Origin of the sequence: Cognaticolwellia beringensis, from assembly GCF_002076895.1 — a bacterium.
GTDB lineage: Bacteria > Pseudomonadota > Gammaproteobacteria > Enterobacterales > Alteromonadaceae > Cognaticolwellia > Cognaticolwellia beringensis.
The window spans coordinates 3,034,109-3,051,123 of the sequence record NZ_CP020465.1; the positions used below are offsets into that span (position 1 = coordinate 3,034,109).

Consider the following 17,015-nt stretch of genomic DNA (forward strand, 5'->3'; position numbering starts at 1 on the left):
TTTTAAAGAGTTAACTTAGGAAGAACGTAATGAAAACATATAAATTAGCAATAATAGGTTTTGGGAATGTTGGTCAAGGCCTAACTAAAATTATTAGTGATAAAAAACAACTATTAATAGAAAAGTTTGGTATTAATTTAAGCATAGTAGCTGTATGTGATCTCTATAAAGGAAGTCTTTCTAACCCTGACGGTTTAGACCCTGAAGTTTTATTATCTAATCTAGAAAAACATGGAGATCTAAAAAGTACTTCGGCACCAATCACTGGCTGGAATGCGACTGAAACGATTGATAAAAGTGGAGCTGATATTTTAGTAGAGCTTGCTTTTACTGATCTACAAACAGGTGAACCTGCAGTAAGTCATGTTAAACAGGCTTTAAATAATGGTATGCATGTTTCTATGACTAATAAAGGACCCGTTGCTTTACACTTTCCTGAACTTCGTAAAATAGCATTAAGCAATAATGTGCAAATTGGCATTGAAGGCACTGTAATGAGCGGAACTCCTTCAATAAACTTAGGTAGTGAGATGTTGTTAGCCGCCGGAATAACAAAAATTCAAGGGATTCTTAATGGCACGACAAATTATATATTAGGTGAGATGTCTTCAGGATCTGGGTATGAAGATGCTCTCAAACAGGCTCAAGAACTTGGTTATGCTGAAGCAGATCCTACAGGTGATGTTGAGGGTTATGATGCTGCTGCAAAAGTAGTTATTCTGGGAAACCTTTTAATGGACTTATCTCTTACATTAGATGATATAGATCGTGAAGGTATTAGCCATATTACAAATAATGATATTTCTAACGCCACATATTTAAATAAGCATTGGAAATTAATTGGAACAGTTGAAAAGCATAACGATGGGTTCTTAGCATCAGTTAAACCTGAGATGATATCGAGTGAACATCCATTAGCATCAATTAAAGGCGCGACAAATGCTATTACCTATTCAACAGAATTACTAGGTGATATTACATTAATTGGTCCAGGTGCTGGGCGTTTGGAAACAGGATACGCTGTTATTGAAGATATACTTTCAATACATAAAAATTCACGCTAGCAAGTCACTAATATGTCAATGTTTTTACATAATGACATTGACATATTTAATGTTTTTTCTTAATAATCAATTGAGTAATATACATGTAGTGGCTTAGTGAATATGGTCACAAATTTAGAGTTAAATAGTAATATTCTGTATGGCGTAATGTGCCAAAAACCGCAATAGAAAAATTAACCTCATGTCAGCTATATGATCCTAAAGTTGACATTTTTATGGGGCAAGATCAATGCGCACCAAGAAGTCTGAAAAACGAAATATTGAAATGTCAGCAATCGTATCTTTACTGACTGTTTTAAGGACGATTCTTTATTAATAAAAATGTCAGCAAAGTGCGGGTTCTAGACATAAAGACTTGCTGGATATTAAGGTCAACTTTCCGATCATAAAGTGGACTTCTCAGATTCCACTAGACAGTTTCTAGTTCAGAAAAGTACGCTTCCTCAAATTTAACAGGGGAAACACCGTAGATACTGATATGGCAAAGGAATTAGCATCATGCTTAAAAGTTTGTGAACTAGCACACAACATAAGAACAGATGGGCTGGATCTCCGTTAGCTGTATCGGTAAGCATGCACCAACTTCCTCTGACTCATTACAAAGGCAATCCCCCCAAACCATTCAAATTAGAATACCAGACCTGTACTTTGCTTTTTAGGTGGTAGATAACTACCACAGGTATTAATTTACAAACTTCCCGGAAAGCTTGTTAAGGTATTGTTCATTTTCAATAACAAGAACTCCATTTACAATGACGTGTTCAACACCGGTAGATAATTTATTCCAATGAGAAAAGTCAGCATTGGCTTTGAAAGTTTCAGGATCAAATATAATGATATCGGCATAATAATCTTTTGATAATTTTCCTCGCTTATCAAGTTTTAAAATTTTTGCTGTTCTAGTAGAGCTTTGATAAATAAATTGCTCAACAGTCAATATTTTTTTCTTCAATACATATTCTTGATACTTTTGAGGGAAGCTCGCATATTTTCTAGGATGTCCATCTGTTCCGTCAGATGAAGTGACCACCCAAGGTAATTGCATAAAGTACTCAACATCGTTATCAGACATATTAAATGATGCTACTCTCACTTCTCCTTCCTGCACTAATTTTATTGCTGTAGTTATAGCATTTTCATTTCGCATGGTCGCAATGTCTTTTAACGTTAACCCAACGAAACCTTGATCTTTAAATGCAGTAACCAATAATGATTCAGAGCCTCCTCTACGTCTGATATTTTCTTTAATTTCATTATGCAAACGTTCTCGTAGGATAGGATCGTTTAATCGTTTAAAAAAATCGTCTTGTGAGTCAGCCATTACCCATTTTGGCATAACAGCACTGTGAAGTTTGGTGCCTGACGCTAACCATGGGTATTGATCTGCACTAATACTCACTCCTTGCTTCTTAGCACGTTCTATTTTTGCCACTGCAGCTTCACTTTGCCCCCAAACATCAACACCTAAAGCCTTAATATGAGATAAGTTAAGGTGAATACCTGCTTCTTTAGCGATATTAATTGCTTCATCAACAGCGCCCAAAAAACCTATATTAAAAGTACTTTCATCACGAATATGCGTATCATAAACGCCGTTATACTGTGCTGCGATTTCAGCTAATAGAACAACCTCTTGAGTATTAGAATAACTGCCAGGAACATAATATAAACCACTTGATAAGCCTATCGCTCCATCTTTCATGGCTTGTGCCATTAAGGCTTTCATTTGAGTAAGTTCTTCTTCTGTGGCAAAGCGTTGTTCGCGCCCCATTACTTGTTCACGAATACTGCCATGACCTATATAAAGCGCAACATTATTGCCTATACCATTGGCTAGTAATTGTTTAGTGGTTGATTTTATATCAACAGGACCTCCACCATCATTACCATTGACAACTGTAGTCACTCCTTGAGTTAAATAATTCAGGTTATTCTTTTTATCTTGGCTCAATAGGTCTGCAAGGCTATGGGTATGAGGATCAATAAAACCAGGACTAACTATTTTTCCTGAGGCATCTATAACTTTTCTAGCATTTACTTTTTTACCTTTTGGATAAACCCCACAAATAGTTTGTTTACAAACAGCAATATTTAGAGATTGAGCTTGACGTAACTCTCCGGTATAAACCGTTCCATTAACTATTAATATATCAACTTCCGGGGTGTTTCCCTTTTCAGCTTGTATGCTTTTTTCTGATGAGCATGAAGTCAAAATAGTAGTTGTGATTAAACAAGCGAATAAAGAGTAGTTGAAATTTTTCATTTATAAATCCAGTGTCTTATTTTTTATTATGATCAACATCAGAAAGGAGTGTCTTCATTAATGTATTTGAGGCGCTAAAGGCAATCTTATTTATTTTTGTTCTGTCTGTATTATCACCCATTTCATATGTGATGGCATGGATGTTAAATTTATCAGAAAAATATTGTTTTGAAACGCCTAAATCTGGGTTGTTACCTGGTTTTTGTATGACTGTAAAATCAGGCATATGATGGTCAAGGGCACCTAACCAATGCTCAACAAAGTACGAGTTTTCAACCCCGTAATCTACAGGCATAGTGTAAAAAATATCTCTTCGAGTAGAGTGAAAATCTACCGCAAATTTTATTTTTTGACCTTGTTCAACAAGTTGCTCTAAATACTGATTAATTTGTTTCGTTTCAATCTGATTAAAATCCTTCCAATCTCGGTTCAAGTCGTGACCACTAGCATTATAGCGCCAATTTCCTGCAGCTACACCATCAGGGTTAATGTTAGGAATAACTAAAATATTGTATTTGTCTCTGAAATTTTGTGCTAATGAATTGTCAGCTAAAAATGTTTCTACAAAGGGAAATAAAGCTAAAGCTCCGGTTATTTCTGGTGGATGTTGACGGCCTAAAATAACAATCCATTCATTTCCTTTCCCCTTACTTTCAATTTTATAAATGGGTCTACCTTGAGTTGATTTTCCTAAAATATCATAGCTAACATCACTATTTTTTTTAATTTTATTTGCCCAGTCAACATAATACTGATTATTAATGATTTCCTGTCCAGCAATGAAAGTAGCTTGGGTCGTTGCGGTAAGCCCCATAACTAAACGTTCGCCTTTTAATTCATAATCTTGTAACTTCCAAGTTTTCCCATCAAGACTGACTTTAGGCGGGTACCGGTGTACATCGTCTTTTACCTCCATAATAATTTTAATTGGGGTAGGTTGATCTGCTTTAATTTGAAAGGCATACCAAGGACTAGAATTAATAGGCAGACTTCCAGGTGGCGAAGTTTCAGCTATTAGAGTAATCAAATATTCATTGTTACCAATAACTTTACAACTATCCATACGACCTGTTGAAAAGTTGGTGGTTAGTTGAACCGCTCCTGTACTACATGTTTGCGTATTTTTACTTTCATTTAGAAGAGGTGATGAACAGGAGATTAGTAAAGTACTAGAAAATAACAAGCAAATTAGTAGTGTTTTTTTCATGATTTTATCCTTTATACAGCTTAGGAAAAATAGATATGGCTCAACTGTTACTAGGTTGATCCATATCTAATATTAATTAAAAGGTTTTACTAAGGTTTATGTAGAAATAACGACCGCGATTTGAGTGATAATCGCCAGAGTAACCATGCCAGAAATTATCTGCTAAAGGTGGTTCTTCGTCTCCAATATTACGCACACCTAATCGAACGTATAATCCTTCAAGCGAACTCTCATCTGAAAATTTATGAGAGCCATATACATTAACTGTTGTCATGCTGTCTATTGGCAGAAATACTTTTTCACCTTCATCTGACGTGTAATTAGTACTAGTATCGATAAATTCACTAACATAATCGACACTTACACCTGCTCCCCAACCATTAAGTCTCCAGTTAAGTGAACTTTTAGCTCGCCATTCAGGATTTCCATCTTGTTTGATTAGATCGCCTACACCAGCAACCTCGACATCTGCAAGGTTTGGATATTTTACTAAATCTTGCTGTGCATCGAGAACTAAGGCAGAGAGGCTATCAACAGACGTTTCATACTTAGTTAACTTTGCTGCGTTAATATTAAACTCAAAATCACCAAAAGAAGTTTCTAAATCATAGACTAGACCAAAATCAAGACCTGATAATTCTTGGCTTGACGCATTTATATATTTATTATTTACTTGGCTAGCTACCAGCTCTTCATCACGAATAACATTAGAATTACCAGTACCACCATCTTGTCGCAAAACATAATCGTGAGCTAAAACCGTATCATAAGGAGCAAGGAAAACGAGATTTTCTTGTTCAATTTTCCAATAATCTACTGTAAATGTTAAGTTTTCAATAGGGTTAAAAATAAGCCCTAAAGAAGTATTAACACTGTCTTCTGGTTTAAGATTTGAGTTACCTTGACGATTGTCTATAACAGCATAGGTTGAATCTGTCACCGGATCATATTCAGAACTACGACGTGGCATACTTGCTTCTTCAGAACTTTGTTGTAGTCCCGGCACTTTAAAACCTCCGGCATAAGATGCTCTTAGACTTAACCAATTAGTAGGTTTATAGAACAAAGCAACTTTAGGCTTAAATGCATCGCCTGCATCAGAGAAGTTTTCATAACGAGCAGCAAGTTGAACTTCTGCATACTGATCACCATTGTCAATTAGTGGTAATATAAGTTCAGCAAACGCTGAACCAACATTACGACTAGCATTAGAGTCAGTCGTTGCGCTACTCCCGTATAACGAACTTTCATTAATAACCCCACTATAGTCTGTAAACGGTAAACTACCATCTACATATTTAGAACGGTCACTGTCATAAGTTTCACGACGAAACTCTACACCTAATGCAATACCTGCATCTCCGGCGGGCACAGCGAAAAATTCACTATTACTGGCTTTAAAATCTATTGACGCTAAGCTAGTTTCTGAGTCTGTATGTGCTTGAATTAAAAACTGGTCGCTAATTGATTTGGCAACTAATGGTCTTTCACCAATTGTATTAGGGTTGTTAATATCACCACCACCAAAAACGTTATAAGCGGTGCTTTCATCGGTACTGTTCACTGCTTTTTCAAAGGCATTGACATCAATACGTGTGCTTTGGTCATTAGTTTCCGCTTCACTGTAAAATGCAGCACTTTCCCAATCCCAATCGCCTATATAGCCTTTAAATCCGGCTAACACTCGAAAACTTGTATCTTTAACTGTAACCGTTCTTGGTCCGATATCAGTAGGACGAAATCTCCGTAAAAGTACTTCTTCGTCAAATGGATTATAAAATGCATCTGCTGCTATATTAAAACGATGCTTACTGCCATTGTGGTTTTGCTCTGATTGATTGGTAAGCTCTGCTTGGTAATAAATACCTTCCGAAAAAAACTCAACATTATCATTAACTTCATGGGTAAAATGAGTATAGAAATTTACTCTTTCAGCATCTGAAGATAGTGGTCGAGTGGTACCTCGGTCAAAACGTATATCTTGGCCTGTACTGCCCTGATCAACACAAACACCTTCGACATCCAGTGCTGAATCTACACACCCTGATAAGGAATCAGGTTGGAGATGAAATGTGCCCAAGCTATCACTATTAAACTCGCCCCAGGGAGTATCTGAGCTTCTGTTATCTAATTGAGAATCACCAATAAACTCTTCAGGTAACCCAGGATAATCACGTCTATCATGACTTGCTGAATAAGCACGTTCAGTTGCCATCATGCCATTACGGTCATAAATAGTAACTGAGCCAACTAAATTTGAACGACCATCATTAAGCTCTATGCCACCTAGGTAACTAAAAGTCGTTTCATCTAGCGGAGTTCCTTCAGATTGGCCGTACCTAAGGCTAAGTTTACTACCGACATATTCACTATCAAGTGCATAATTAACTACGCCGGCAATTGCATCTGAACCATAAACAGCAGCAGCGCCGTCACGTAATACTTCAAGTGAACGCAGACCGGAAACAGGCAAAGTGTTTGAGTTCACAGTATTAACAGGTACTTTATTTGCGCCTGATTTAGATTGAGTTCCTGGGTGATTAACCATACGGCGGCCATTAAGTAACACAAGAGTATTTCCAGCGCCTAAACCACGTAGGTTGAATGAGCCTACATCTCCACGGGCATCGTTAACGTTTGAAGACCCTGTGGTTTCACCAAAGTTAACAGATCCCATTTGCGGAATTGAGCGTAGTAACTCATCACCTGACATTGCCGCTGAATTTTCAATATCAGCTGCAGTTAAAGCAGTTACGGGTAAAGTGTTTACATCAGTAGCACGTTTAATGTTACTGCCTATAACTGTAACGCGTTCAATTTCAGCATCTTTCGTTCTCTGTGCTTCTTCCGCTTGTACAGAATATGTTGATAATGCAGCTAATAGACATAAACTTATTCGTGTTTGTTTAAATTCGAATTTAGTTTTTAGTTTCATCTTTCTCACCCTTTGGTTTTAACTTATTATAATTAGTCAAATATGTTGATTACTTAATCATCTCTCTGCTTAGTACCTTAAACTTAAATTCACTCTTTCTACAATTAACGCTTTATTCATCGTCTATAACCTTAGGTTATAGACTTGTTTGATAAGCTAAGCATTATATTGAATCAATTAATTTATTTTTGAATTTATATAAATTTAGGTTTTCTATAAATTCAAGATAATTACAAAAAACATTTGAAGTATAACGATTAAAATAAGGCGGCTAAAACAAGGGTATGTATACCAGAGTTAAATAATTAATTAGCAATATATGATGTAATTTAATAAAGAACACAATTGTCGATTAGCCAATTAGAGCTTGTTAATGTCTATTACTCTTGAGTTTCTTAAATCCTTTCTCACTCTTTTTATTCTATTTAAATCTGAGGTTTTACTGGATGACCATCTATTCATAGCATCACTTAAGTTAAGGACTGAATCTAATTGAATAATGGATACCCTCAGCTTTTATTTTAACTATAATAATAAGGAAAATAAGCTAGCCTAGACCAGTTCTCTGTAGTTTTTACTTTTCTGTTTGTTCTATTAACAAAGGGCGGCTAATTATTCTACTTGTTTCACAGTACAAAAGTTGTACCCCTCAACAGGTATATCAAGCTCAAGTGCTTTTTTTACCCTGTCACAAAATACAACACTTGAAACTGTAAGAACTTGAGTTTTATTGACAATATCCAAACCATCCGATTATTGCTCTACTAGTGAAAGGGTAAAGTAACTTACTCTTAACTTATTTTTTCAATATCTGAATGCCAGAACAATAACATTGGAAAATCATGGCAATACTTTCTTCGGGTCTTGAGTTATTGATAAACCAAATAGCTATTAAAAGATAAAAGCGTTGCACTTCAATTATCATATTTATTAAAGTTTACGAATAAACGGGTTTAATTTAAAAGACATATCTTAAGTCACAATGGTTACCTTATGATAAAAGATAAACTATATATTCAAAGTCTATGCAGTAAGTTAAAAACAGACAGATTCAATTGCTTTACTTAAGCATACCTAAAGGTGGTGACACTTAGATTCAACGGATTAGTTAATTATTCCGTTGAATAAAGCGCCATAACCAAAGGTTATTGAGTTCATAACATTTACTATTGTTGATTTGGTTATGATTAAACTATCTTGGGTTAGTGAAACAAGGTATGCACATCACATTTAGGTGGTGTCATTTTTTCCCGTAAATTTTAAAAAGATATGCTAATGACTAGAAAGCAAAAAATAATACAATGCGCTATTAATACCAATATCATCGATGATAATTTGACTGCTATAGGCATAATGGACTTAGATAGATTAAAGCAAACCGTAAAGGATGCTTATGATGCTTTCCCTGAAAATTTTTATCATACCTTTGCCGTTAAAGCGAATGCATTGGTGAGTGTTTTAAAGTCATTACGTGAATATGGTATGGGGGCTGAAGTTGCGAGTCCAGGAGAATTATTAATTGCGTTAAAAGCTGGCTATAGTCATGACAGTATAATCTTTGATTCTCCAGCAAAAACAATGGCAGATTTACGTACTTGTATCAAATATGGCATTTCTCTTAATATAGATAATTTGCAAGAACTTGCTCGTATAGATGCATTAATGTTGGAATTTCCAGAAACAAAATCAGTGATTGGTTTTCGTGTAAACCCGCAAATTGGCAGTGGAAAAATCAGTTCAACCAGTACAGCTACAGCAACATCAAAATTTGGTTATGCACTAGCTGACGGAAATAACAAACAAAAACTTATTGAAATATATAAAGCACGACCGTGGTTGAAAAGCATACACACTCATACCGGTTCACAAGGTTGTGAATTAACGCTAATGGCTAGTGGTGTTTACTCAATTACTGCATTAGCAGAAGAAATTAATTCATATATTGGTCATCAACAAGTTGTTCGTTTAGATATTGGTGGAGGTTTGCCTGTAAACTTTATCAGTGAAGAAGTTAGCCCAACTTTCAAAGAATATGCAGATGTATTATCAGAAAAAGTACCTTTACTCTTTACGAATAAATACCAAGTAAAAACAGAGTTTGGTCGTGCTATTGCCGCAAAAAATGGTGTTATTGTTACTCGTGTTGAGTACACCAAAAATTCAGGAGGGAGACATATAGCGACAACACATGCTGGTGCTCAAATACTTACTCGTACAGCATTCTTACCTAAATCATGGCCACTACGTGTAACTGGCTTCTTACCTTGCGGCGAAGAAAAAACAAGTATTCAATCTGAAGTTATCCCTACGGATGTCGCAGGACCTTGTTGTTTTGCTGGTGACTTGATTTGTGTTGATCAGCAACTGCCCAAATTAGAAGCTAATGATTATGTGATGGTTCATGACACTGGCGGTTACTATTTTAGTAATCATTTTGATTATAATAGTCTACCCCGTATTGGTGTATATGCTGTTAGTGGTGACGATGATGCTTTAATCATAAAATGTATTCGCAAAGCAGATACCGTTGAAGATGTCTTAGCGAAAATGGAGTATCGAGAATAACCCTCAAAGCTGTTGTGGCCGACATTTGTTAGATTTTAAGTAAATCCAAACGATCAAGTAGTAATTCATAAAGTTAAGTTTAATTATAAATAAATGTGGATAAATGCATGAGTATTGAAGTAAACATTACAGAAACATTAGCCGTTGCCTTATTGATCCTTTTTGCTGGCTATTTCTGTAACTCTAAAGTGAAATTTTTACGGAATAACAACATCCCTGAGCCTGTAGTAGGTGGAATTGTTTTTTCACTGTTAGCTGCTATTGCACATTCACTGTTTGATATTAATTTAAACTTTGATATGAGCTTCAAAACCCCCTTAATGACAATGTTTTTCACTACGGTAGGACTTGGAGCAAGTTTTTCACTATTACTTAAAGGAGGTCCCAAAGTTGTGCTATTTCTGTTTACTGCCACTTTATATTTACTTGTACAAAATGCTATTGGAATTTCTTTGGCTACAGCAACAGGCCTGAATCCTCTTATGGGCCTTATTGGAGGCTCTGTAACATTGTCAGGTGGGCATGGTAATGGTGCAACCTATGCAGATTTGTTTATCAATGAATACAATATGCATTCAAGTGTTTTCGAATTGTCTATGGCTGCCGCTACATTGGGGTTAGTGTTAGGTGGATTAGTAGGTGGACCCGTTAGTGAAAGACTTATCAATAGATACAACTTAAAAGCTGATGAATATAATACAGATTTTGATGATACTGTTACCTTTAATCCTGAAGGTCATGACTTAGTTACACCCAAGAAAATGATGGAAACCTTGTTTGTTATCTTGTTCTGTATGGGATTAGGTCATGTAGTTTATCTTAGCTTAAAAACTTCAGGAATCGTTTTACCTGCCTTTTTAATCCCTTTATTGTTTGGTGTGCTCGCGACAAACTTATGTGAATTTTCGAAACAATACACGATAAGTAAAGCTTGTATTGATTTATGGGGAACCATGGCATTATCTATTTTTCTTGCGATGGCGCTAATGTCATTAAAAGTATGGGAACTCTTTAATCTAGCGGGGCCTATGGTGTTTATTATTTTAGTTCAAGCAGTGATGTTAATGTTTTTTGCTTATTTTATTACATTTCGAATCATGGGGAAGAATTATAATGCCGCTATTATTGCTGGTGGTCATTGTGGTTTTGGCTTAGGTGCCACTCCAACAGCTGTTGCAAATATGGAAGCTTTAGTCGCTCGACATGGCCCATCACCACAAGCCTTTTTAGTCGTTCCATTAGTCGGAGCATTCTTCATTGATATAACGAATGCTTTGGTTATTCAGCTTTATTTAAGCCTGCCATTTGTATTAGGTTAAACCAAATAATGTTAATGTGTAATTAACAAAATGGAGTTAATGAATGCGACTTAGACACATAGAAATATTTCATGCAATATATACAACGGGCTCGATTACTAAAGCAGCCGGAATGTTACATGTATCACAGCCTTCAGTGAGTAAAGTATTATCTCATGCAGAAGTGCAATTAGGCTTTAGGTTATTTGAACGTGTTAAAGGCAGGCTTATCCCTACAAGCGAAGCAGAAATGATGTTTAGCGAAGTAGATAAAATATACCACCAACTAAGAACCATTAAAAACACCGCTAAAAATATTAGAAACTCTGAATTTGGCAAGATAAGTTTAGGAGTAACACCAGCATTAGGGTTGAACATAGTCCCTAATGCTGTAGCTGAATTTCATAAAGTCCATCCTGAGGTAAACTTTGACATAGCTACTGTTCACAATGAATCTGTCATGCAATCACTACTTGAGCATAAATGTGACTTAGCCATTTTATTTTGTCCAAAAGACCGGCCAAATATTACCAATATAGAACTTTGCCAAACAGAATTAGTGGTTGTTTACCCTAAAGCTAAATTTCCTGATTGTCCTAAAAAACTTACTTTAAAAGAACTCGAAAAATTTGAATTTATTGATATTAATGATAGTGGGCCATTAGGTGACTTATTATGGTCAAGAATGATGGAAGAAAATGTTTTTCCAAAGTCATCTATAAAAGTTCAAACCTACTACATAGCTACAAAATTGGTAGAACAAGGTGCAGGCTTATGTGTGGTGGACAAACATACTGCTCAAAGTGCTATGTCAGACAATATATCAATAGCATCTTTTGATCCTCCTTTGAACTTTACCATAAACGCCTTACACCTAGACAATAATGGTTTATCTAGAGTAGTTGATGATTTTATTCCTGTTTTACTCAATAAGTTTTAAGTATTGGTTAAATACTCCTTGTATAACCTAAGTCTATGACGAAATGAATTTTTAATTATAGTTTTCTTTTACAAAGGCGTTCAAAATCGATTCATACTCATTTAAAAACACAAGAGGATATGATGAATAATATTGACGTTAATAGCGAAGGTAATAAGGTTGAAGATCGAAAAGAAATATCGAACAATAATACGAAGTCAAATAACACTTCCAACTATAATAACAAACCACTTATGAGGTACTTTGATCTTACTGATGAGTCAAATAATAACTATGTGTTGGGCTATAATTAATAGTAGTTATAACTGAATGGTGTTGTGTTAAAAGGGAAGTTCATAGTCTGAACTTTTAACCTTTCATACTATTGGAATCAATTTTTAAATAGGTGTTACTAGGTGATTATACGAATAAAAACAATAGCTTTTCTTGCAATCATATCGTTTATTTTTGCTTCTAATACTTTACTTGCCAGCGTACTGATTGAAGGGAGGTTAGTGAGTGAAAGCCAAGAGCCAATATCTAAGGCCGTTGTCAGCTTATCGAATATTAATACTAAAACAGATGAAAATGGTTTTTATCAAATAAAAGTCCCAATTGCCGATATTTATCAGTTAAATTTTACCAAGCAGGGTTTTTATTCAAGTATACAAACTTTTAGTCATTATGAATTAAATAAAAGAAGCCCTTCTTTGCAAATAGCAGATGTTGCATTAGTTGAAAAAACTGACAGTAGGGTTTTACTGGCTTTTGGTGGCGATACTATGATGGGAAGACGATTTTATAATCCTTATTTTGGTGACTCTGTTTTAATTAATGATAATAATCGTTTAGCAGACAGTCGGGCTATTGTAGAAAATATTAAGCCATATATGAGCCTGGCCGATTTTGCTACAGCGAATTTGGAAACTCAAGTATTCAATAAAATTCCGGGTGATTCAGCACCAAAATCAGTCAGTTTTTTTTCTAAGCCAGAAATATTAGATGCCCTAAGTTGGGCGGGTATAGACTATGTGACTTTAGGTAATAACCATACCTATGACTTTAAAAAATCAGGCTTAGATTTAACATTGAAACATTTAAGGAGAAGCACATTAGGCTTCTCTGGTGCAGGTATTGATGAAGAGCAAGCATTAGCACCTTATCGAACTAAACTAAACGGTGTTGATTACAGTATGTTGGGTTATGTGGGTTGGGAAGGTAGCGTATCACCTAATCAAGTAGCAGAGAAAAACAAAGGTGGAGCTGCTTTTGGTACTACAAAGAATATCCTTAAATCTGTGAATAAAGAACTTAATGCAGGTCATATTCCTATTGTGCAATACCATGGCAGCCAAGAGTATTCTAATAATCCTACTGGTGTTACAGAGCAAAGGTTAAAATCAGCAATTGATGCTGGTGCGAGTTTAGCTGTAGCTCATCATCCGCATGTAGCTCAAGGATTAGAGCTATATAATAACAAGCTCATTGCTTACTCCATGGGAAATTTTGTTTTTGATCAATATATTCCTTCAACCCCTTACAGCTTTATTTTATACGTTTGGATGGACAAAGGTGAATTTCATCGAGCTGAATTAGTGCCACTATATCTAAAAGGTTATAAACCAACACCTGCAACAGGAATCAACCGCTACACAGTAATGAAACGTTTATCTGTTTTATCTGAACAACGCAACACATTAGTTACATCTTCTGGTGGACACGGGGTTATTACTAGAAACGCCAAAAGTAATGAGCCAACAGACCATAAGCTGAGTTTTAGCAAAGGCACTCAAGTGGCTCCTTTATATGCATACCCTTGGGAAAAAAAATTATCTCGCATCCAATTACCAAAAAGTGACTTAAGTTACCGATTAGGTATCAACTTAGTTAATGGTAGTGATTTTGAAAGTATTACCACTTTTGATAGCAAAGATCGTAGTTGGATGTACGACAGAGAAAAAGCGGTCATTAATAATTATGGCGCAAGTGGTTCTAAAAGCTTAGGAATAAAACTCTCTAATAACGAAATAAGTGAACTTGGCATGCAAGGCTTTAAACGGGTTTATAAAGCCAGTAATCCAACAACTGTTGTCGCAAAAGTTAAAACATCACAACCCGCAAAAATAAGCTTTTACTGGCAGGGCAGAAAAACTCGTGATAAGTTTTTCCAAGCGCGTGAAGAAGGGAAAAAGCATCTTATCGGTAGCTTCGAACTATCAAAGAGTGATAATTGGAAATCTTTAGAAGTTGATTTTAACTCACCTAGAATTGGTTACCGCTCTTATAGATTACTCGCTACGGTTGAATTACTTGATGGAAGTACCGGACAAATAGACATCGATGACTTAGCGTTAGTTGAATGGCAAACAGCTTTTAGCAAAGTAACAACCCTTGAAAAGCTGAATGTCGATGCGATGCAAGCATCCTATATCGGCCTAAATAAAACGCCTACCCAACCAATAATGTTAACGATAAAGTAGGCTATTTAGCTAAACAGGTTAACTTAACCTGTTTAGCTAAAGACTGCACTTCTTAAATAAATCACTGGTTAAATAGGGGTTTTAAACTTAAATTTCAGACTACGTTTACTCATAATATACTTCCATTAGTAAATAAATTTCTATATATCAATCAATTAAAGGTGTCGTAGTGATAGTGGCACTTTTTGCCCTTAACGTCTCACTTTAAAAAATCGTTAATTTAAAATGAAGCTGATATTTTGTTAAAGACTTCTTGGTGCGCATTGCTGACTTTAGAGATAAGTTTTTTGCGATATATTTTCTAATGAATTATTCCTGAGAAGTCTCAGTAATATCCATGTTCTGACAAAAATACAAAATTTGTATTTCCTAAAGCTATGTAATTATGGGATATTAATGTCAATTAAATAATATTTATGGGGCGGACATTACTGATAGGTCTCCATAATCAGATGTTGAGGCTTATTGGTGGTATCCAGTCAACTGTATATTTCTCTGTATTGTTTGCTCTATTACTATTAAGAACTTAAAACAAAAGCATACTAAGTTTCGGATATATCATGAATATTACAGATTTTTGTCGAATTTGGCTGAAAGCACCTATGTCAAACCCTTATGATTGGTCGAGTGTAAATGAAACGTCATTTTTTTACCTCGGTTGGAACAGTCCAGAGAATCTAGACTTTAAAAACAGAATGGTTAATGTTTGCGCTTCGACAGACGAAGCTGTTGCCAAAAGCGCTACCCAACAATTAGTTAGTAAGATGGCACGTGAAAGAACCAAATTATTTGAAGCAACTAAAAATAGTAAAGCTATCTACTATGTATTAAGAGTTAAACAAAATCCAGAAAGTGATAGTAACTGGAGTATAACGGCGAAGCCTCGTCCAATGTCAAAAGAGACCGTAGTCCTTAAAATCGATAACCTAAACTTTCACGACAATGGAAGCGTTAGTGCAGACATTATTGACCGTATAGCAGCTAAAGACATTAATTAATAAAATATAAGCCTATCAAGCCGTTAAAGCAGGACAAATAACAGTTGGCTTTTGCTCCAGCGTCGCTTATTTTAGACAACATATTATTTGCCTCTTAACGAGGCGTTATCTGCCTTTCATGCAGCGTAGTCAAAATTCACTTGAGGTATTAAAATGGAACATAAAAAAGCCTTTATACTAATGCCATTTACTGAGTCATTAAATGATGTATATGATTTCTTGATAAAGGGAGCGCTTGTTGAAGCTGGATATAAAGTAAAAAGAGCTGATGACATTAAAAGTCAAAGTAATATTTTAGAAGATATTGTAAAAGGAATTATAGAAAGTGATTTAATAGTTGCAGATCTAACTGATTCTAACGCCAATGTATATTATGAACTTGGTATCGCTCATGCACTTCAAAAAAAGGTTGTACTCATCACTCAAGAAATTGAAGAGCTTCCTTTTGACTTAAAATCTTATAGGGTAATAGGTTACTCCACACACTTCTCTAGAATGAATGAAGCAAAAACTGAACTTCTTCAACTAGCGCAAGAAGCTTCAAATGGAACATTACCTTTTGGTAATCCAGTTAAAGATTATGGTAATACTCCAAATGTGAATCACTCCTTGTTGCCTGTAGTAGTAAATGATAGCAATGATGACGAATCAGATTTGGGCTTTTTAGACCATATAATCCAAGTTGAAGATAACTTTGAAGACTTAACCGAGATTGTAGCGATCGTAGGAAGTAAATTGGTAGATGAGTTAACTCCAGAGATAACTAAGGCTACCGAGGTACTTACTACAAGTAATTTAACGACTAAGCAACGACGTAACGTAATCAAAGAGTTGGCTAAACACGTAGATGATTATGCAAATTTATTAAAACCGAAAAATGAAGATTACAGAGAATTGAATAAAAAAGTAGAAACAAGTATCGAGATTGTTTTAACTTTAAATCAGACTCAGGATGAAGAGTCTATTGAAGGCATTGAAAGCTTCTTAAATGGTTTTGAAACACTGCAAGATGGAGCTCAAGGAGGGCGTGATGGTTTCGTTGGCCTGCTCACATCAATGGAAAATATGCCTAATTTAGAGAAAAGCTTTAATCGTGCAAGCAAAGAGTTACAGCGCGAGTTACAGCTTTTTATTGATAATATTGATCAAACAATTTCAATGGCTTCAAGAGCTAGAACTTTAGGTAAGTCTTTATTAGCAAAAGTTTTGGATAAAGCTTCTCCGTAAAGTGTATAGGCAGATAAGTCGTTTAAAAGGACAAAAAACAGTTGGCTTTTGCTCCTTCG

Annotated in this window: 10 protein-coding genes; 7 read left to right on the forward strand and 3 right to left on the reverse strand. The window is 35.4% G+C overall.

Annotated elements, in window-relative coordinates:
* The first annotated feature begins 29 nt into the window (after positions 1 to 29).
* Positions 30 to 1,064, forward strand: coding sequence for a homoserine dehydrogenase (locus B5D82_RS12865; RefSeq protein ID WP_081152059.1), 1,035 nt, complete (start codon positions 30 to 32; stop codon positions 1,062 to 1,064).
* A 682-nt stretch (positions 1,065 to 1,746) separates the two neighbouring features.
* On the opposite strand, the gene B5D82_RS12870 is transcribed toward B5D82_RS12865, so the two are convergent.
* From B5D82_RS12870 to B5D82_RS12880, 3 genes are all read right to left on the reverse strand, one after another.
* Positions 1,747 to 3,327: an N-acyl-D-amino-acid deacylase family protein gene (locus tag B5D82_RS12870; RefSeq protein WP_081152061.1), complete on the reverse strand. Its 1,581-nt coding sequence runs from the start codon at positions 3,325 to 3,327 to the stop codon at positions 1,747 to 1,749.
* Positions 3,328 to 3,343: 16 nt separating this feature from the next.
* Positions 3,344 to 4,534 (reverse strand): M14 family metallopeptidase, encoded by a 1,191-nt coding sequence (locus B5D82_RS12875; RefSeq protein WP_245807470.1) that lies wholly within the window; start codon positions 4,532 to 4,534, stop codon positions 3,344 to 3,346.
* A gap of 76 nt (positions 4,535 to 4,610) precedes the next feature.
* On the reverse strand, positions 4,611 to 7,469 hold the full coding sequence (locus B5D82_RS12880) for a TonB-dependent receptor domain-containing protein (protein ID WP_081152064.1): 2,859 nt from the start codon (positions 7,467 to 7,469) through the stop codon (positions 4,611 to 4,613).
* A 1,275-nt stretch (positions 7,470 to 8,744) separates the two neighbouring features.
* On the opposite strand from B5D82_RS12880, the gene B5D82_RS12885 reads away from it, so the two are divergent.
* The 6 genes from B5D82_RS12885 to B5D82_RS12910 all read left to right on the forward strand — a co-directional run bounded on the left by B5D82_RS12885 (position 8,745) and on the right by B5D82_RS12910 (position 16,956).
* A complete protein-coding gene (locus tag B5D82_RS12885; protein ID WP_081152065.1) occupies positions 8,745 to 10,034 on the forward strand; it encodes a type III PLP-dependent enzyme domain-containing protein in 1,290 nt (429 codons plus the stop codon).
* A 107-nt stretch (positions 10,035 to 10,141) separates the two neighbouring features.
* On the forward strand, positions 10,142 to 11,353 hold the full coding sequence (gltS, locus tag B5D82_RS12890) for a sodium/glutamate symporter (protein ID WP_081152067.1): 1,212 nt from the start codon (positions 10,142 to 10,144) through the stop codon (positions 11,351 to 11,353).
* Positions 11,354 to 11,396: 43 nt separating this feature from the next.
* Complete coding sequence (locus B5D82_RS12895) at positions 11,397 to 12,272, forward strand: LysR family transcriptional regulator (RefSeq protein ID WP_081152068.1); 876 nt, start codon at positions 11,397 to 11,399, stop codon at positions 12,270 to 12,272.
* A gap of 395 nt (positions 12,273 to 12,667) precedes the next feature.
* Entirely contained in the window at positions 12,668 to 14,731 is a 2,064-nt protein-coding gene (locus tag B5D82_RS12900; protein ID WP_094122804.1) for a CapA family protein, read from the forward strand.
* Positions 14,732 to 15,291: 560 nt separating this feature from the next.
* On the forward strand, positions 15,292 to 15,729 hold the full coding sequence (locus B5D82_RS12905; protein ID WP_081152070.1) for a hypothetical protein: 438 nt from the start codon (positions 15,292 to 15,294) through the stop codon (positions 15,727 to 15,729).
* 153 nt (positions 15,730 to 15,882) lie between these two features.
* Positions 15,883 to 16,956, forward strand: coding sequence for a hypothetical protein (locus B5D82_RS12910; RefSeq protein WP_081152071.1), 1,074 nt, complete (start codon positions 15,883 to 15,885; stop codon positions 16,954 to 16,956).
* Positions 16,957 to 17,015: the final 59 nt, after the last annotated feature.

What these genes read in the sequence shown, in the direction of transcription:
- B5D82_RS12865 (WP_081152059.1), top strand. Translation starts at nt 30, where the DNA reads ATGAAAACATATAAATTAGCAATAATAGGTTTTGGGAATGTTGGTCAA.
- B5D82_RS12870 (WP_081152061.1), bottom strand. Translation starts at nt 3,327, where the DNA reads ATGAAAAATTTCAACTACTCTTTATTCGCTTGTTTAATCACAACTACT.
- B5D82_RS12875 (WP_245807470.1), bottom strand. Translation starts at nt 4,534, where the DNA reads ATGAAAAAAACACTACTAATTTGCTTGTTATTTTCTAGTACTTTACTA.
- B5D82_RS12880 (WP_081152064.1), bottom strand. Translation starts at nt 7,469, where the DNA reads ATGAAACTAAAAACTAAATTCGAATTTAAACAAACACGAATAAGTTTA.
- B5D82_RS12885 (WP_081152065.1), top strand. Translation starts at nt 8,745, where the DNA reads ATGACTAGAAAGCAAAAAATAATACAATGCGCTATTAATACCAATATC.
- gltS (WP_081152067.1), top strand. Translation starts at nt 10,142, where the DNA reads ATGAGTATTGAAGTAAACATTACAGAAACATTAGCCGTTGCCTTATTG.
- B5D82_RS12895 (WP_081152068.1), top strand. Translation starts at nt 11,397, where the DNA reads ATGCGACTTAGACACATAGAAATATTTCATGCAATATATACAACGGGC.
- B5D82_RS12905 (WP_081152070.1), top strand. Translation starts at nt 15,292, where the DNA reads ATGAATATTACAGATTTTTGTCGAATTTGGCTGAAAGCACCTATGTCA.
- B5D82_RS12910 (WP_081152071.1), top strand. Translation starts at nt 15,883, where the DNA reads ATGGAACATAAAAAAGCCTTTATACTAATGCCATTTACTGAGTCATTA.